Source organism: Rhodococcus jostii RHA1, assembly GCF_000014565.1.
Classification (GTDB): domain Bacteria; phylum Actinomycetota; class Actinomycetes; order Mycobacteriales; family Mycobacteriaceae; genus Rhodococcus_F; species Rhodococcus_F jostii_A.
The window spans coordinates 2,364,011-2,380,174 of sequence record NC_008268.1 but is presented as its reverse complement, the minus strand read 5'-3'; the positions used below and the strand labels follow the sequence as shown (position 1 = coordinate 2,380,174).

19 protein-coding genes and 1 riboswitch are annotated in these 16,164 nt (G+C 67.4%); of the genes, 14 read left to right on the top strand and 5 right to left on the bottom strand.

Features of this window, described 5'->3' with window-relative positions; translation table 11 throughout:
- Window positions 1-61: 61 nt before the first annotated feature.
- The 5 genes from cobF to RHA1_RS10950 all read left to right on the top strand — a co-directional run bounded on the left by cobF (window position 62) and on the right by RHA1_RS10950 (window position 4,313).
- Window positions 62-802, top strand: coding sequence for a precorrin-6A synthase (deacetylating) (gene cobF, locus RHA1_RS10970; protein ID WP_011595037.1), 741 nt, complete (start codon window positions 62-64; stop codon window positions 800-802).
- A gap of 55 nt (window positions 803-857) precedes the next feature.
- On the top strand, window positions 858-1,724 hold the full coding sequence (locus tag RHA1_RS10965) for an Fpg/Nei family DNA glycosylase (RefSeq protein ID WP_009474913.1): 867 nt from the start codon (window positions 858-860) through the stop codon (window positions 1,722-1,724).
- A gap of 38 nt (window positions 1,725-1,762) precedes the next feature.
- Entirely contained in the window at window positions 1,763-2,974 is a 1,212-nt protein-coding gene (gene purT / locus RHA1_RS10960; RefSeq protein WP_011595036.1) for a formate-dependent phosphoribosylglycinamide formyltransferase, read from the top strand.
- Complete coding sequence (locus RHA1_RS10955) at window positions 2,971-3,453, top strand: DUF456 domain-containing protein (RefSeq protein ID WP_011595035.1); 483 nt, start codon at window positions 2,971-2,973, stop codon at window positions 3,451-3,453. Before purT ends, RHA1_RS10955 begins: the two co-directional genes overlap by 4 nt.
- 98 nt (window positions 3,454-3,551) lie before the next feature.
- Window positions 3,552-4,313: a hypothetical protein gene (locus RHA1_RS10950; protein ID WP_011595034.1), complete on the top strand. Its 762-nt coding sequence runs from the start codon at window positions 3,552-3,554 to the stop codon at window positions 4,311-4,313.
- A gap of 15 nt (window positions 4,314-4,328) precedes the next feature.
- On the opposite strand, the gene RHA1_RS10945 is transcribed toward RHA1_RS10950, so the two are convergent.
- Complete coding sequence (locus RHA1_RS10945) at window positions 4,329-5,084, bottom strand: amidohydrolase family protein (RefSeq protein ID WP_011595033.1); 756 nt, start codon at window positions 5,082-5,084, stop codon at window positions 4,329-4,331.
- Between the two features lie 106 nt (window positions 5,085-5,190).
- Here RHA1_RS10945 and RHA1_RS10940 point away from each other — a divergent pair, with 106 nt between their 5' ends.
- Complete coding sequence (locus RHA1_RS10940) at window positions 5,191-5,760, top strand: TetR/AcrR family transcriptional regulator (RefSeq protein ID WP_011595032.1); 570 nt, start codon at window positions 5,191-5,193, stop codon at window positions 5,758-5,760.
- A 52-nt stretch (window positions 5,761-5,812) separates the two neighbouring features.
- Here RHA1_RS10940 and RHA1_RS10935 read toward each other — a convergent pair whose 3' ends face one another.
- On the bottom strand, window positions 5,813-7,204 hold the full coding sequence (locus tag RHA1_RS10935; RefSeq protein ID WP_009474907.1) for an FAD-dependent oxidoreductase: 1,392 nt from the start codon (window positions 7,202-7,204) through the stop codon (window positions 5,813-5,815).
- 214 nt (window positions 7,205-7,418) lie between these two features.
- Here RHA1_RS10935 and RHA1_RS10930 point away from each other — a divergent pair, with 214 nt between their 5' ends.
- The 3 genes from RHA1_RS10930 to RHA1_RS10920 are packed head-to-tail and all read left to right on the top strand — an operon-like array spanning window position 7,419 to window position 9,559.
- On the top strand, window positions 7,419-7,871 hold the full coding sequence (locus tag RHA1_RS10930) for an Rv0361 family membrane protein (RefSeq protein ID WP_009474906.1): 453 nt from the start codon (window positions 7,419-7,421) through the stop codon (window positions 7,869-7,871).
- A gap of 48 nt (window positions 7,872-7,919) precedes the next feature.
- Window positions 7,920-8,339 (top strand): rhodanese-like domain-containing protein, encoded by a 420-nt coding sequence (locus RHA1_RS10925; RefSeq protein ID WP_005562410.1) that lies wholly within the window; start codon window positions 7,920-7,922, stop codon window positions 8,337-8,339.
- The gene (locus RHA1_RS10920; protein WP_011595031.1) at window positions 8,336-9,559 is read left to right on the top strand and encodes an O-succinylhomoserine sulfhydrylase; all 1,224 of its coding nucleotides are present in this window, start codon (window positions 8,336-8,338) and stop codon (window positions 9,557-9,559) included. Before RHA1_RS10925 ends, RHA1_RS10920 begins: the two co-directional genes overlap by 4 nt.
- Before the next feature lie 4 nt (window positions 9,560-9,563).
- On the opposite strand, the gene RHA1_RS10915 is transcribed toward RHA1_RS10920, so the two are convergent.
- The gene (locus tag RHA1_RS10915) at window positions 9,564-9,884 is read right to left on the bottom strand and encodes a type VII secretion target (protein ID WP_011595030.1); all 321 of its coding nucleotides are present in this window, start codon (window positions 9,882-9,884) and stop codon (window positions 9,564-9,566) included.
- Window positions 9,885-9,977: 93 nt separating this feature from the next.
- Here RHA1_RS10915 and RHA1_RS10910 point away from each other — a divergent pair, with 93 nt between their 5' ends.
- On the top strand, window positions 9,978-11,645 hold the full coding sequence (locus tag RHA1_RS10910) for an alpha/beta hydrolase (protein ID WP_011595029.1): 1,668 nt from the start codon (window positions 9,978-9,980) through the stop codon (window positions 11,643-11,645).
- Window positions 11,642-12,181 carry an LppA family lipoprotein gene (locus RHA1_RS10905; RefSeq protein WP_011595028.1) on the top strand — a complete coding sequence of 180 codons (540 nt, stop codon included), beginning with the start codon at window positions 11,642-11,644 and terminating at the stop codon, window positions 12,179-12,181. The genes RHA1_RS10910 and RHA1_RS10905 overlap by 4 nt, the downstream gene beginning before the upstream one ends.
- A 21-nt stretch (window positions 12,182-12,202) precedes the next feature.
- On the opposite strand, the gene RHA1_RS10900 is transcribed toward RHA1_RS10905, so the two are convergent.
- Both RHA1_RS10900 and RHA1_RS10895 read right to left on the bottom strand, forming a co-directional pair.
- Complete coding sequence (locus RHA1_RS10900) at window positions 12,203-12,994, bottom strand: HAD-IIA family hydrolase (protein ID WP_050787283.1); 792 nt, start codon at window positions 12,992-12,994, stop codon at window positions 12,203-12,205.
- A 76-nt stretch (window positions 12,995-13,070) separates the two neighbouring features.
- On the bottom strand, window positions 13,071-13,838 hold the full coding sequence (locus RHA1_RS10895; protein WP_009474899.1) for a sulfite exporter TauE/SafE family protein: 768 nt from the start codon (window positions 13,836-13,838) through the stop codon (window positions 13,071-13,073).
- A 212-nt stretch (window positions 13,839-14,050) separates the two neighbouring features.
- Window positions 14,051-14,147: riboswitch (SAM riboswitch) on the top strand.
- Between the two features lie 7 nt (window positions 14,148-14,154).
- Here RHA1_RS10895 and RHA1_RS53535 point away from each other — a divergent pair.
- The 3 genes from RHA1_RS53535 (at window position 14,155) to RHA1_RS10885 (ending at window position 16,134) form a co-directional block, all read left to right on the top strand.
- Window positions 14,155-14,229, top strand: coding sequence for a putative leader peptide (locus tag RHA1_RS53535; RefSeq protein ID WP_368681154.1), 75 nt, complete (start codon window positions 14,155-14,157; stop codon window positions 14,227-14,229).
- Window positions 14,230-14,374: 145 nt separating this feature from the next.
- A complete protein-coding gene (locus tag RHA1_RS10890; protein ID WP_029539262.1) occupies window positions 14,375-15,355 on the top strand; it encodes an amino acid ABC transporter permease in 981 nt (326 codons plus the stop codon).
- The gene (locus tag RHA1_RS10885) at window positions 15,352-16,134 is read left to right on the top strand and encodes an amino acid ABC transporter ATP-binding protein (protein ID WP_011595024.1); all 783 of its coding nucleotides are present in this window, start codon (window positions 15,352-15,354) and stop codon (window positions 16,132-16,134) included. The genes RHA1_RS10890 and RHA1_RS10885 overlap by 4 nt, the downstream gene beginning before the upstream one ends.
- The last annotated feature ends 30 nt before the right edge of the window (window positions 16,135-16,164 follow it).

Sequence of the window (16,164 nt, the reverse complement as noted above, 5' to 3'; positions counted from 1 at the left end):
CCCGTGAGTGGTTTGCGGGTCCCTGGACTCCTTGCGCACTCACGAGCGCTAGCCTTCGCCCATGCGTGAACTCTTCGTGATCGGCATCGGCGCCGGCGACCCCGACCAGGTGACGGTCCAGGCGATCAAGGCGATGAACAAGGCCGATGTGTTCTTCGTCATCGGCAAGGGCGACGAGAAGCAGGACCTCGTCGATCTCCGCACCACGATCCTCGAGGAGCACGTCGCCGGCCCGTACCGCGTCGTGGACGTCGTCGATCCGCCCCGCGACCGCACGCCGTCCGACTACGAGGGCGTGGTGGACGACTGGCACGAGCGCCGGGCGGCGCTGTTCGAGGCCGAGTTCGCGTCCGAGCCGGGGGTCGGGGCGATCCTGGTGTGGGGTGATCCCTCTCTCTACGACAGCACGCTGCGGATCGTCGAGCGGGTGCTCGCCCGGGGCAACGTGTCGTTCGACTACTCGGTGATTCCGGGCGTCACCAGCGTGCAGTCGCTGGCCGCGCAGCACCGCATCGTGCTCAACCGGATCGGCGAACCGGTGCACATCACGACCGGCAGGCGACTGGCCGAGGGTCTGCCCGACGGCGTCGACAACGCGGTGGTCATGCTCGACGCCCATTGCACGTTCACCCAGGTCGCCGGCGACGACGTCCTGATCTGGTGGGGCGCCTACCTCGGCACACCCGACGAGGTGCTGATCTCCGGTCGACTGCGCGACGTCGAGGACGAGATCCAGCGGGTTCGCGCAGAATTGCGCGAACGCAAGGGCTGGATCATGGACACCTATCTCCTCCGCAGGTGAGTGAGAAAGCGTGGAGGACCACACTTCGGCGCTCCGCTACCGTTAGCCTGGGACCATGCCCGAGCTGCCCGAGGTGGAGGCGTTAGCCGAGTTCCTGCGTGAACATGCCGTGGGAGCGGTCGTCGGCCGAGTGGACGTGGCGGCCCTGAGCGTGCTCAAGACGTTCGACCCCCCGATCACCGGCCTGCAGGGCCGCGACGTGACGGGTGCGGCCCGGTTCGGCAAGCACCTCGCGCTCGACTGTTCCGGGTTGTGGCTCGTCACCCACCTCTCGCGTGGGGGCTGGTTGCGCTGGACCGACAACCCGTCGGCGGCGCCGCCGAAACCGGGGAAGGGTCCGCTGGCGCTGCGGGTGCACTTCTTCACCCCGGAGGGCGCGACGCCGGCGTTCGACCTCACCGAGGCAGGCACCAAGAAACGGCTCGCGGTGTGGGTGGTGCACGACCCGCAGGAGGTGGAGGGGATTGCCCGGCTCGGACCCGACGCCCTCGCCGTCACCGAACCCGAGTTCGCCGCACTGCTGTCCACCACGTCGGCGCGTATCAAGAATGCGCTCGTCGACCAGTCGCTGCTCGCCGGCGTCGGTAACGCGTACTCCGATGAAATCCTGCACACCGCAAAGATTTCCCCGTTCGCCACGTCGCGCACCCTGCCGGAAGACCAGGTGCACGTGCTGTACGACGCGATGCGGTCCGTGTTGAGCGACGCCGTCCAGAGGTCGCTCGGCCAGGACGCGGCGCGGCTGAAGGGGGAGAAGCGATCCGGGATGCGGGTGCACGCCCGGACCGGCCTCCCCTGTCCCGTCTGCGGCGACACCATCCGGGAAGTGTCGTTCGCGGAGAAGTCTTTTCAGTACTGCGCGACGTGTCAGACCGGAGGCAAGGTGCTCGCCGACCGCCGGATGTCGCGACTGCTGAAGTAGGCGTCGGCGCGAAACGGTGCCCGCATATAGTTGTGACCATGCGTGAACAGGCACCCGTACGGTTCGGTACACCTCTGACGGCAGGCGCGACGCGCGTGATGCTTCTCGGGTCGGGTGAGCTGGGCAAGGAAGTGATCATCGCCCTCCAACGGCTGGGGGTCGAGGTGATCGCCGTCGACCGCTACGACAACGCGCCGGGCCACCAGGTGGCGCACCGCGCGCACACGATCGACATGAGCGACCCGGAGGCGCTGTTGCGTCTCGTCGAGGAGGAGCGACCCCACTTCGTGGTCCCCGAGATCGAGGCGATCGCCACCGATGCGCTGGCCACGGTCGAGGAGCGCGGCACCGCGGTGGTCATCCCCACCGCACGGGCGACGCAGCTGACCATGAACCGTGAGGGGATCCGGCGCCTCGCGGCGGAGGAGTTGGGGCTGCCGACGTCGCCCTACGAGTTCGCCGAATCGCTCGAGGAGGTCCGGGCGGCCACCGAGCGGATCGGCTTTCCCTGCGTGATCAAGCCGGTGATGTCGTCGTCCGGAAAGGGGCAGTCCACGGTGCGCGACACCGGCGGCGTCGAGACGGCCTGGGAGTACGCGCTCGCGGGCGGCCGAATCAATTACGGCCGCGTCATCGTGGAGGGGTTCGTCGACTTCGACTACGAGATCACCCAGCTCACCGTCCGGGCAATCGGCGCCGACGGCGAGGTGGGCACCTTCTTCTGTGAGCCCATCGGGCATCTGCAGGACTCGGGCGATTACGTGGAGTCGTGGCAGCCGCAACCGATGAGCGACGCGGCACTCGCCCGGTCGCGGGAGGTGGCCGAGAAGGTGACCGCAGCGCTGGGTGGGCGCGGGATCTTCGGTGTGGAACTGTTCGTGAAGGGCGACGACGTCTACTTCTCGGAGGTCAGTCCGCGACCGCACGACACTGGGTTGGTCACCCTTCGGACACAACGACTCTCGGAATTCGAACTGCATGCCCGCGCCATTCTCGGCCTGCCCGTCGACACCACCCTCACGACACCCGGTGCGTCCGCGGTGATCTACGGCGGCGTCGACGCCACCGGTATCGGCTTCGATGGCGTCGCCGACGCGATGGCGGTCCCCGAGACGGACCTCCGCCTGTTCGGCAAGCCCGAGAGCTTCGTGCGCAGGCGGATGGGTGTCGCCGTGTCCACGGGACCGGACGTCGAGACCGCGCGCAGCCGTGCGCGGGAGGCGGCGTCCCGCGTCGAGCCCGTCGCGTGAGTCCGGGCGCCGAACTCCTCGTCGGCCTGGCCATCGTCATCGGGCTCGTCGGAATCGTCATCCCGATCCTGCCAGGCACGATCCTCATCTTCGCGGCAATCCTGGTGTGGGCCATCATGACCGGTGGCGCGACGGCGTGGACGGTATTCGCGGTCGCAACGGTGTTCCTCGTGATCAGCGGCGTCGTCAAATACACCTGGCCCGGTAAACGGATGCGCACCGCCGGGGTTACCGGCAGGTCGTTGATCGTCGGCGGACTGGCCGGGATCGTGGGGTTCTTCGTCGTTCCCGTGGTGGGGTTGTTCCTCGGTTTCATCGCGGGAACGTATGTGGCCGAGCTCTACCGGTTGCGTGCGCACAACCGGGCGTGGGCGTCGACGTGGCACGCCTGCAAGGCCGTCGGACTGTCGATGCTGATCGAACTGCTCGGCGCCCTGATCGCCTCGGGTGTGTGGCTGGCAGCGGTGGTCGCGACGTAGGTCGTTCGAAATCGTCGCGGAGGGGTATCCAGAAGCGCCCTCCACCTGCGATGATGAAATGCGGATGTTGATCTTCCCGGCCAGCGGAGGAATACGCCGTGAACAAGAAGACGACCTGGATCCTGGTGCCCCTCGCTGCCGTGGCCCTCTCCCTGAGCGGCTGCGGCGACGACTCGTCCGACTCGGCGGCGCCGAGCACGACCAGCGCAGCCGCCACGAGCAGCGGCGAAGCGGCGCCCGCGTCGAACATGATGGAGAAGGTTCCGTCACCTTTCGTGATGACCCCGCAGATGGAGCCGACCTACGTCGGTGCGGTCGACGGATCCGACGCGTACGTCGCGCTGGCCCGGTCCGGGGACGACATGATCGCCTTCCTGTGCGACGGTGATCAGATGTGGAAGTGGATGACCGGCACCATGGACGGCGACAAGGCGACGTTGTCTTCGCCGGACGGAGCCACACTCACCGCGTCGATGAGTGACGGCACCGTGACGGGGCAGGTCAGCGCGCCGGGCATGCCCGACAAGGCGTTCGTGGCCCACCCGGCCGCTGCGGAGGAAGGCATGTTCCGCGCAACCACCAATCACGACGGCGCCGATTACACCCTCGGCTGGATCATGACCGCCGACGGCGTCCGGGGGCTCGAACGGCAGGCCAACGGATCGAGCACCGGTGCCATCGCGGTCGACCGGAACGACGACCAGATGGACGATCGGCAGCGTGAGCGGCGGCAGGAACGCCGCGAACAGCTGGACTGCGACGAGATGCAGAACTACAACACGTGGCTGGTGGCGCAGCCACAGACGCCGCCGGTGGCCGAGATGGTGTCGATGAACGGCGTGCAGATGGAAGGGTGTTGACACGGGTCCTGCGTGCTAGCAGGTTCCTCCGGGAGCGTCGCAGCGGTACCAGGCGCGTGCGTTGCCGCCCATGACGGCGTCGAAGTCGTCACCCACCGCGTCCGCGACGATGTCGATGTCGCTGTCCTGGAACACTCTTCGGGAACGACTACCCGGAAGGTCGGTGCCGAACATCAGCGCCTCGGGGTTGACGGCATGGATCTTGCGCAGCACGTCGCCGACGTCCTCGATGGTGGTCCGCCCGAACCCGGTGGCCTTCACCCGAACTCCGCGGTCGACCAGGTCGAGCAGGTACGGCAGACCCCGTGTCGACATCCCCAGGTGGTCGATGCACACGGCGGGGAGCTTCGCGAACACCGGCTCGAGCGACAGCAGCAGCGTGGCGTCCACGTAGAACTCGGCGTGCCAGCCGGCCAGCTCGTATGCGCGCAGGGCCTGTTTGGTGAGGAGCTTCACGTCGGTCGCGCTGCGCCGGAGATTGAATCGGAGGGCCCGCACCCCGGCGCTGTCGAGTTCGAGGATGCTCTCGTCGGTGGCGTCGGGCTCCATCTGGGTGACGCCCACCCAGCTGGGGCCGAGTTCCTCGAGCGCCGCCTTCAGGTAGTTCTGATCGGTGCCCTGATACGAGGCCGTGACGACGGCGCCGCCATCCACACCGAAGCCTTCCGTGCGCGCCCGGTAGTCGGCGATGGTGAACGGCTCCGGCAAGTAGCCGTGGTTCTCGACCACCGGGAACCGGGGGTCGATGATGTGAACATGGGCGTCAAACACGACTTATATCCTGCCTTGTGCGGGGGACACGCTGCGTGGCGGAGCGGTGCGCGAGTGCTGGTACAAGCGTCCTACACATACGTCTCAGACTCTTTAGGGTGAGGTCATGGGAAATCGCGAAGACCTGATCGACGGTGCCGCGCGCAGCCTGTACGACAAGGGCTACTCGCGGACGACTGCCCGGGACATCGCGTCGGCCTCCGGGGTGAGCCTCGCGGCGATCGGCTATCACTTCGGCACCAAGGAGGCGCTGCTCCACGCCGCCCTGTACCGGGAGATGGAGCGCTGGGGTGACGACCTCGCGACGGCCGCCGCGAAGAAGATCGAACCCGGCATGAGTCCGACCGAACGATTCGAAGCCATCTGGGCCGGTGTCATCGAGTCGTTCACCGCCCATCGTCGGTTGTGGATGCTGCAGTTCGAACTGCTCGGGCACCTGGACTCCCTGCCGGAATTGAGAAAGAACCTGGTGGCGTCGACCGCCGACGCCCGCGAAGGGCTGGTCGAACTCTTCGGTGACGCGGGCATCGAGCCCGGCCGGGCACACACACTGGGCGCTCTCTACCAGGCGCTGCTGCTCGGCGTCGCGGAGCAGTGGCTGGTCGACCCCGACCACGCGATGTCCGCCGGGGAACTGCTCACGGCGTTGCGGGCGCTGTCGTCACACCTGGCCTGAGACGACGGAAGGGAACCCCCGCAGGAGGTTCCCTTCACACCGATTCGGAAGATCAGGCCTTGTCGGGCTCGCTGGCCTTGAGCATGTCCTCGCGCTCGACGACCTTGATCCGCTCACGGCCCTCGGGCTCGCCGAGGCTGCGCTCGTGCGCATCGAGGCGGTACCAGCCCTGCCACGTGGTGTACGGGACCTGCTTGCCCTCGAGGAACTCGATGATCGCGTCCTCGGACGGGTTGGCGGGCTCGGCGAAGCCGGACCGGTCCTCGAGCAGGTTCGCGACGGTCTCGTTCGCGTCGCCCTTGGTGTGGCCGATCAGGCCGACCGGGCCGCGCTTGATCCAGCCGGTGACGTAGGTGGCGGGCATGAACCGGTCGTTGCCCTCGGCGGTGTCGTCGGCGATGACGCGTCCGGCCTCGTTCGGGACGGTGCCTGCCTGCTCGTCGAACGGGAGCTTGGCGATGTTCTGCGACAGGTAGCCCACCGCGCGGTAAACGGCCTGCACGTCCCAGTCGTTGAACTTGCCGGTGCCCTTGACGTTGCCGGTGCCGTCGAGCTGGGTGCGCTCGGTGCGCAGGCCGACAACCTTGCCGTCTTCGCCGAGCACCTCGGTGGGCGATTCGAAGAAGTGCAGGAACAGCTTGTGCGGACGGTTGCCCACGTCGCGGATGGCCCAGTCCTGCAGGGTGTTGGCGACCATGTCGACCTGCTTGGAGTTGCGGCGCGCCTGCTCGGAGCCCTCGTCGTAGTCGATGTCCTCGGGATCGACGATGACCTCGATCGTCGGGGAGTGGTCGAGTTCACGCAGCTCGAGGGGGGTGAACTTGGCCTGCGCCGGTCCGCGGCGGCCGAACACGTGGACCTCGACGGCCTTGTTGGCCTTGAGTCCCTCGTAGACGTTGGCGGGGATCTCCGTGGGCAGCAGTTCGTCGCCGGTCTTGGCGAGGACGCGGGCGATGTCGAGGGCGACGTTGCCGACACCGAGGACGGCGACCTTCTCGGCCTCGAGGGGCCAGGTGCGCGGGACGTCGGGGTGGCCGTCGTACCAGGAGACGAAGTCGGCGGCGCCGTAGCTGCCGTCGAGTTCGATGCCCGGGATGTTCAGGGCACGGTCGGCGTTGGCGCCGGTGGAGAAGATCACCGCGTCGTAGAAATTGTGCAGGTCTTCGAGGGTGATGTCGCTGCCGTAGTCGATGTTGCCCAGCAGGCGCACCGACGGCTTGTCGAGCACCTTGTGCAGGGCGGTGATGATGCCCTTGATGCGCGGGTGGTCGGGTGCGACGCCGTACCGGATCAGACCGAAGGGGGCAGGCATCCGCTCGAAGAGGTCGATGCTGATCCCGCCGTCAGACGCGGCATCGGATTTCATGAGAGCGTCGGCTGCGTAGATACCGGCGGGGCCGGCACCCACGATCGCAACGCGCAACGGACGTGTCTGATCAGTCATCTGGAGGGAACTACCTTCTGATGGGCGGACAACGAAACCTCAGCTTAAATTAAGCCCAGCCTAATCGGGTGGCCGAGGTGCGGCAGACAGGGCAGAGCCCATTCTCGGGACGCACCCCTGTAGAGGGTAGTCGTCTTCGCGTTGGGGGGTCACAAACAAGATTTGTAGGGGCTGCTCTATACACTCGTGGCCACGCCGAGATCGAAGGGAAGTCATGTCCGGTTCGAGCGAATCGCCCCAGCGCGACGCGGGAGGCACCGAAGATCCGGTGGATCCCCGCCGCACCACGGCGGTGCCGTTCATCGCCGCCGTCACCGTCATCGTCGTCATCCTGGTTGCCATCGTCGTGTCCAGCAGGCTCTCGCCCGCCGACGAGAACGTCACGGAAGCGGACCGCATCAACCGCTCGGTCGCCGACTTCATCCAGGCCCACAACCACGACGACGCCGATCTGCAGAAGACGCTGGTCTGCTCGTCGTGGTCCGACGACCGGTCGGTGCTCCGCGACCGGGAAGGCGAGATCACACTGAAGGGCGTCGAATCGTCCGAGGTCAACGGGGATCGTGCCCGGGCGGAGGTCCGGGTCAGCGCCGACGACGGCAAGGGCGAGACGACGGATACCTGGCAATTGACACGGGACGGCGAGACATGGGTCGTCTGCAACTGACCGTTGCCCGGAAGGGCATACCGAACAGGGTTGTGAAAAGCTGACATGGTGAGTTACGCAGGCGACATAACGCCGGAGCATGCCTGGGAGCTGCTCCGCGAGAATCCCGACGCTGTGCTCGTGGATGTGCGGACGGACGCCGAGTGGAAGTACGTCGGAGTCCCCGACACCACCTCGCTCGGGCGGAAGACCGTGCTGATCGAATGGGTCAGCTACCCGACGGGCACTCGTAACGACAACTTCGTGGACCAGCTGAAGGAGGCCGGGATCGCGGGCGGCGAGAACGCCCCGGTGATCTTCCTGTGTCGCTCCGGCCAGCGGTCCATCGGTGCGGCGGAAGCCGCGACAGCGGCGGGCATCGGCCCGTCGTACAACGTGCTCGACGGTTTCGAAGGCGGCCTGGACGCCGAAGGTCATCGTGGGGCGGTCGGCTGGCGGGCGCTGGGCCTGCCGTGGAGGCAGTGGTGAGTGCAATTCCCCGAGGCGGTGCGTTCGACAAGGCGCTGCCGGACGACATCGGCCAGGGCACGATCAGCGTGCGCGGAGGAACCCTCCGTTCCGGTTTCGAAGAGACGTCCGAAGCGATCTTCCTGAACTCCGGCTTCGTGTTCGAGAGCGCGGGAGCGGCCGAGGCGTCGTTCACCGGCGAGATCGACCACTTCGTCTACTCCCGGTACGGCAACCCGACCGTGAAGATGTTCGAGGAGCGGCTACGCCTCATCGAGGGCGCAGAAGCGTGTTTCGGCACCGCCAGCGGCATGTCCGCGGTGTTCACCGCACTGGGCGCGCTCCTGAAGGCCGGCGACCGGCTGGTCGCGGCGCGCAGCCTGTTCGGCTCCTGCTTCGTGGTGTGCAACGAGATCCTGCCCCGCTGGGGCGTGGAGACGGTGTTCGTCGACGGTGAAGACCTCGACCAGTGGGAGAAGGCTCTGTCCGAGCCGACCACCGCGGTGTTCTTCGAGACGCCGTCGAACCCGATGCAGACGCTCGTCGACGTGCCCCGGGTGGCGGAGCTCGCGCACGCCGCCGGCGCAAAGGTCGTGCTGGACAACGTGTTCGCGACGCCTCTGCTGCAGCACAGCCTGGAACTCGGTGCCGACATCGTCGTCTACTCCGGCACCAAGCACATCGACGGCCAGGGCCGTGTGCTCGGCGGGGCGATCCTCGGACCGCAGGACTACATCGAAGGTCCCGTCCAGAACCTCATGCGCCACACCGGGCCGGCGCTCAGCCCCTTCAACGCGTGGACGCTCCTCAAGGGACTCGAGACGATGCCGATCCGGATGCGGCACTCCGTCGGCTCCGCACTGGAGATCGCCCAGTTCCTCGAGGGCCACTCCGCGGTCGACTGGGTCAAGTACCCGTACCTCGAATCACACCCCCAGCACGAACTCGCCAAGCGGCAGATGAGCGGCGGCGGCACCGTCGTCACCTTCGCGCTGAACGCATCCGAGAGCGAAGCGAAGAAGCGGGCATTCGAACTCCTCGACGCCCTGCGGCTGGTCAACATCTCCAACAACCTCGGCGACTCCAAGTCGCTCATCACCCACCCGGCCACCACCACCCACCGGGCGATGGGCCCGGAAGGTCGTGCAGCCGTGGGCATCACCGACGGCGTCGTCCGGCTGTCCGTGGGACTCGAAGACACCGCCGACCTGCTGACGGATCTGGAGCAAGCGCTGGGATAGGGCCCTACAGGTCTAGGCTCGTCGCCGGCGCGACCGCGTCGAGGCGTTCGGCGGTGGCTCCGTCCTGGGTGTCGTACCGGCGTGCGCACTCGGCGAGGTTCGTCGACATCTCGGCCACAGTCCGCTGCAGCAACTCCCGCCGATCGTCCAGGTAGGACGTGAACCGGCCGAACGCGGCGCCGGCCGCCCCCGGCCACGCGGCACCCGAGTCGGCGAGGGCCGCGTCGGTGGTGTTCAGCTGTGAGGACGCATCGTCGAACAGGACGTCGAGCTGACCGGCCGCCGCTCGTAGGGCCGCCGTGTCGACGTGGATGGAACCGCTCATTTTCGATCCTTCGTGTCGGTCGAGACGAGATCGGACTCCCGCGGACGCGATCGATCCGTTAGGGTACGGGCATTATGCATCCTGGGGGGGATCGTGAATCTGAGGGACATTGCCCAGTGGGACACCCGCGCGCTGCAGGCCGTGCAACGGTCGCTGTCGGTGCGGGCGGCGACGATCCGTTTCGTGCAGGACGGTCTCGCCGACATCGGCCGGTTGCCGGCGTGGCACGACGACGCCGTGGACGCCGCACGTCGGCGGTTCCGGATCGTCGCGGAGGATCTGAGCGGTGAGGCCGCGGCGATCGCCGTCGTCGGGAAGCTGGCCGGCGACCTGGTCGACGCGGTCACGCACCTGAAATCCGAACTCGACGGCCTCCGCGAAGCGGCCACCGCCCACGGTATGGCTCTGCCGGACAGCGGGGACATCGCCGAGACGCCGGGACCGCCCGGCGACACCTCGGGGGCAGCGCGGCGCGACGAACTCCGGGCCGCGGCCCGGGCGCTGATTCTGCAGGCGGAAGACCTCGTCGCCGACGCGGCCGCGGTCCTGACGCGGGCCGCGGACGGCGTGGCCGAACCCGGTGAGGCGGATCGCCCGGGCACCGGACTGTCCGCCCCGGCGCCCCCACGGGACGGCTCACCTCTGGACAACCGCGAGTACTGGGACGCCCTGCCGGTAGCCCAGCGCCGCAAGGTGATCGAGCAGCATCCCGAATGGGTGGGTGATCGCGACGGCATCCCGTCCGCGGTGCGGCACGAGGCGAACGTGAGCCGGTTCGACGACGAGCGGTCGCGGTGGGAGAGGGAACGGGACCGGCTCCGGGAAAGGCTGGACCGCAGCATGTTCGGTGGAGCGTTCACCGACGACGACGCCGAGTTGTGGTACGCCGAGCAGAAGTTGCGGGACCTCGACGACCTCGAGAAACTCGTGCGTGATCACCCGGACGGCAGGCTGATGCTGCTGGACCTGCAGTCGGGTGACCGGACGATGGCCGCGTTCGCGCTCGGCGACCCGGACACCGCCGACCACATCGCCGTCACCACGCCGGGCATCGACACGACCGCCGCCTCGCTGCGCGGGATGACCGAGGAGGCGGCGGCGCTGAGGGCCGAGACCGAACGGCAATTGGACCTGGCAGGCCGCACGAGCGACACGGTGTCGACGATTGCGTGGCTGGGGTATCAGCCGCCGACAACCACCGGTCCGGGCAATTACGACGTGCCGTTCATCGACCAGAATCTCGGGCGCGGGTGGCTCCTCGATTCCTGGCAGTCCGACCGCGCGACCGCCGGTGCCCCGAAGCTCGCCTCGTTCTACGAGGGTCTCGACGTCGCCTCGCAGACGCCCGATCCGCACATCACCGCGCTCGGCCATTCGTACGGTTCGTACACCCAGGGCCTGGCCCTGCAGCATGCGGGACCGCGGCAACCGGTCGACGACGCCGTGTTCTACGGTTCGCCCGGGTTCGACGCGAACGACGAATCGGATCTCGGGTTGGCGCCCCGGCACGGGTTCGTGATGCGCGCGCACGACGACCCCATCACCGTGGCAGACGGGTTCGGCAGGCTCGGCCCCGATCCGGTGCAGACGGACCTCGAGCAACTGTCGGTGCGCGAGGCGGCGACCCCGGACGGCGTGCGGCGGGAGGATGCCAGCGGGCACAGCGAGTATCCGCGGCCGAGTGGCAATGGGGAGCTACGGACGTCCGGCTACAACATGGCGGTGATCGTCGCCGGCATGCCGGACCTGGCTGTCCGGTGACGGTCCGCGGCGAATGGGCAAGGAAGGCGGTCGCCGTGATCGGCGCGGCGATCCTGACGAGCGGATGTGGTGGCGTGACGGACAACCCGTACAACTTCAGCGACCAGGAGGTTGCGGCGGCGGCAGCGAGACTGAGCGACCGGCCGACACTCGCGGTCACCGAGCGGCAGGTCACCGACGCGCTGATGCGGATCAGCGAGGCCGTCGCAGCGATTGCACCGGATGTCCGGTGGCGGTGGCATCGCGAACGCAGCCAGGGCGGCGGATGCCCGGGACCGTATGCGTACACGGAGGGGCAATCCGTCACCACGCCGGTATTGCTGTCCGACACCCCGATCCGCGACGCCGACTGGCCCGCCGTGCTGGCCGCGGCCCGTGCGATCACCGCCGACGCCGGAATGGACCGGCTCGACGTGCAGGCCGACCGACCCGGACATCACGACGTGACGTTCGCCGGTGGGGACGGGAACCGGATCACGTTCGGGACGTACAGGGCAGCGACGATCAGGGGCATCACCGGCTGCCGCCACCCGTGAGTACTTGTTAACGTCCCGCGGTTAAGAAGTACTCACGGGCGGCGGAGCCGCATCGCCGAACGGATCCGACGTGCGGCCGACCAGATCGCCGACCGATTTGAGCACCGCGGTGGGACGGTACGGGAACAGTTCCACCGAATCCCGCGTCGAAATTCCGGTGAGGACGAGGATGGTCTGCAGCCCGGCCTCGAGCCCGCAGACGATGTCGGTGTCCATGCGGTCGCCGATCATCAGCGTGTTCGCGGAGTGCGCGCCGATGGCCCGCAGCGCCGAGCGCATCATCAGAGCATTCGGCTTGCCCACGTAGTACGGGTCGCGACCGGTGGCCCTGCTGATCAGTGCGGCAACGGATCCGGTGGCCGGAAGGGAACCCTCCCGGGACGGGCCGGTGGGGTCGGGGTTGGTGGCGATGAAGCGAGCGCCCTTCTCCACCAACCGAATTGCGGTGGTGATCGCCTCGAAGGAGTAGGTGCGGGTCTCGCCGAGGACCACGTAGTCGGGATCGTTGTCGGTGAGGACGTACCCGATGTCGTGCAGTGCGGTGGTGAGCCCGGATTCGCCGACGACGTAGGCGCTGCCACCGGGTCGCTGGCTCGCCAGGAACGTCGCGGTGGCCAGGGCGGACGTCCAGATCGATTCCTCGGGAATGTCCAGGCCGGTGCGGAGCAGACGGGCGCGGAGATCGCGCGGAGTCCTGATCGAATTGTTGGTGAGGACGATGAACGGGGTACCCGACTCCCGGAGTTCGGCCAGGAACAGGTCTGCCCCGGGGACCAGGTGCTCTTCGTGGACGAGAACGCCGTCCATGTCCATCAGATAGGTCCAGCCCGGGTGCTCTACGTCTTTGCTCACCGACTCAGTATGAGGGAGCGGGAGGGTGCATGCGCGACTATGCGAGCAGCCGGAACAGACCGATGAGGCCGACGACGACGATGGTTCCCCGCAATGCGGTCGGCGACAGCCTGCGGCCGTAACGGGCGCCGAGGACGCCTCCGAGCAGCGAGCCCACCGCGATCAGGCCGGCGGCCGCCCAGCTGATCCGGTCGAAGGCCACGAGCGTGTACGCGGTCGCGGCGACGACGTTGACGATGAGCGAGAGCAGGTTCTTCGCGCCGTTCATCCGTTGCAGGCTCTCCGGCAGGATCGCGCCCATCACACCCATCAGCAGGATGCCCTGCGCGGCGGTGAAGTATCCGCCGTACACTCCCACGGCGAACGTCCCGACGGTCAGCAGGGTGAGGCGCGCCGGGCTCAGCCCCGCCTCGTGGCTGCCGCGCTGCTTCGCCCAGGCCTGAATCTTCGGCTGCAACACCACCAGGATCAGGGCGAGGATCAGCAGCACCGGGACGACGAGTTCGAACACAGTTTCGGGTAGGTGGAGCAGTAGCCACGAGCCGAGAACCGCACCGCACAGTGACGCCGGGATCTGCCACCGCAGCCGCGGCCCCTGCCCGGCCAGTTCCCGCCGGTACCCCCACGTGCCGGACACGCCACCGGCGACCAGGCCGATCGCGTTCGACATCGTGGCGGTCACCGGAGGGAACCCGAACGCCACCAGGGTGGGGAAGGTGATGAGCGTGCCGCTGCCGACGATGGCGTTGATCGCGCCCGCGCCTACACCGGCTACCAGGATCGCGATGACTTCGAGTGGTGTCACCGAGGCGACGTTACAAGGGCCTCGGAAGGCCCGGCAGCCGGGTCGCACGACCACGGAGATACAGGGCTGCACGCATCATCCAACCGCATGGATCTCCGTCTGTCAGTACTTCTGCGCACGGTGATTCTTGCGGGCGATCGGCACCATTTTCCCTGTGTTGCAGGGAAATACCCCGTGTTGACGGGGTTCGGGAATGCGGCTAGTGTTCGCTTCAACCATCCAGAGCGACCGAGAGACCTGGCTCGTTGACGTCGCAGCAACCCTTCCGAATTTTTCGGGTGCGGGTGCTACCGCCGGGATCGATGGAAGGCAGCACATGAACTACCTCGCGCGCCCTGCGTGGCGCAGACGGCACATCGACCTGTGCCGGACCACCTCCTGCCACTGTTGACGAGGTCTCACAGCACGCTCACCGGGCATTTCGCCCGGTGAGTGCCTGACGCGCGCCCGCATCCCGCGGAAGACGCGCCCTCCTGCAGTCCCGTTTCCAGGTGAAAGGCCGCCTCAGTGATGTCTGTCGTAAGTGGTGAGGGAGCGTGAGCGCCCCCGTCCGGGCGCGTTCGGCCGCGCCCCTCGATTCAGTGCCCTCCGGCGACGGGGACGCCGCGCTGGAAGTGGCGCGGAGGTGGCATCCGTGGCGGTGGGTCGTCAGCGCAGCCGTGCTGGTACTGCTCGCCCAGTTCGTCCACGGCCTCGCGACCAACCCGGGATGGGACTGGGCGACGTTCGCCAAGTACTTCACCGCCGGCTCCGTGCTGCAGGCCCTGTGGATGACGGTGAAGCTGACACTGTGGGGGACGATCCTCGGATTCGCACTCGGTGTGGTGCTGGCGGTCAGCCGCTTGTCGCACAACCCGGTGCTGCAGGTGATCGCCTGGGTGTACATCTGGGCGTTCCGGTCGATTCCGCTGATCGTGCAGCTTCTGTTCTGGTTCAACATCACGTACCTGTATCAGACTCTGTCGCTGGGCATTCCGTTCGGTCCGGGCTTCTTCACGTTCGAGGTCAACGGTGTCATCAGCGGCTTCACCGCCGCCGTCATCGGTCTGGCCCTGCACCAGGCCGCGTACTCCGCCGAGATCATCCGCTCCGGCATCATCTCGGTGGACCACGGGCAGATCGAAGCGGCGCAGTCGCTGGGCATCCCGCGCCGACGTCAGTTCTTCAAGATCGTTCTGCCCCAGGCGATGCGCGGCATCCTGCCGAACGCCGCGAACGAGGTGATCAGCCTGTTCAAGGGCACCTCGATCGTGTCGACGATGGCAATTGCCGAATTGTTCTACCAGGTTCAGGTGATCTTCGGCCGCAACGGCCGCGTCGTGCCACTGCTGATGGTCGCGACGATCTGGTACATCATCCTGACCACGCTGTTGTCGATCGGCCAGTACTACGTCGAGCGGCACTACGCACGTGGATCGGCACGGGCGCTGCCGCCGACTCCGTGGCAGAAGCTCACCCGAAAGTTTGCCGAGATCCGTGACGCCGGCGTCTCCGTACCGAGAGGTGCCACGAAATGACAACCGAAGCCCATCCGGCGGAGTACGCGGTGGAAGTTCGCGGAGTCCACAAGTCCTTCGGCGCACTCGAAGTCCTGCGGGGTGTGGACCTGCTGGTCCGCAAGGGCGAGGTGACGGTGATCCTGGGGCCGTCGGGTTCCGGCAAGTCCACGCTGTTGCGCACGCTCAACCACCTGGAGAAGGTCGACCGCGGCACCATTCGCATCGACGGCGACCTCATCGGTTACCGGCGCAAGGGCAGCAAACTGCACGAACTGCGTGAACGCGACATCCTGAAGCAGCGTTCCCGGATCGGATTCGTCTTCCAGAACTTCAATCTGTTCCCCCACCTCACGGTGCTGGAGAACGTGATCGAGGCGCCGGTGTCGGCGCAGGGCCGCGACCGGGCCGAGGTCGAGGCCGAGGCGATTGCGCTGCTCGAACGGGTGGGCGTGGGTGACAAGGCTCACGAGTACCCGCGACAACTGTCCGGCGGCCAGCAACAGCGGGTCGCGATCGCCAGGGCCCTCGCACTGCGCCCGGCGGTGATCCTGTTCGACGAGCCCACGTCGGCCCTCGACCCCGAACTGGTGGGCGAGGTCCTCGCCGTGATCAAGCAATTGGCACGGGACGGCGCGACCCTCGTGATCGTCACCCACGAGGTGGGCTTCGCGCGGGAGGTCGCCGACACGGCGGTCTTCATGGATGCCGGCGTCGTGGTGGAACAGGGCCCGCCCTCGCAGGTCATCGACAACCCGCAGCACGACCGCACCACAGCATTCCTCTCCCGAGTTCTCTGATTCTCCACACCTCGGTGTGGAAACCCGAAA

Coding starts and splice junctions, on each gene's coding strand:
- purT (WP_011595036.1), top strand. CDS start 1,763: ATGCGTGAACAGGCACCCGTACGGTTCGGTACACCTCTGACGGCAGGC.
- RHA1_RS10930 (WP_009474906.1), top strand. CDS start 7,419: ATGTCCGGTTCGAGCGAATCGCCCCAGCGCGACGCGGGAGGCACCGAA.
- RHA1_RS10940 (WP_011595032.1), top strand. CDS start 5,191: ATGGGAAATCGCGAAGACCTGATCGACGGTGCCGCGCGCAGCCTGTAC.
- RHA1_RS10885 (WP_011595024.1), top strand. CDS start 15,352: ATGACAACCGAAGCCCATCCGGCGGAGTACGCGGTGGAAGTTCGCGGA.
- RHA1_RS10965 (WP_009474913.1), top strand. CDS start 858: ATGCCCGAGCTGCCCGAGGTGGAGGCGTTAGCCGAGTTCCTGCGTGAA.
- RHA1_RS10915 (WP_011595030.1), bottom strand. CDS start 9,884: ATGAGCGGTTCCATCCACGTCGACACGGCGGCCCTACGAGCGGCGGCC.
- cobF (WP_011595037.1), top strand. CDS start 62: ATGCGTGAACTCTTCGTGATCGGCATCGGCGCCGGCGACCCCGACCAG.
- RHA1_RS10935 (WP_009474907.1), bottom strand. CDS start 7,204: ATGACTGATCAGACACGTCCGTTGCGCGTTGCGATCGTGGGTGCCGGC.
- RHA1_RS10900 (WP_050787283.1), bottom strand. CDS start 12,994: ATGGACATGGACGGCGTTCTCGTCCACGAAGAGCACCTGGTCCCCGGG.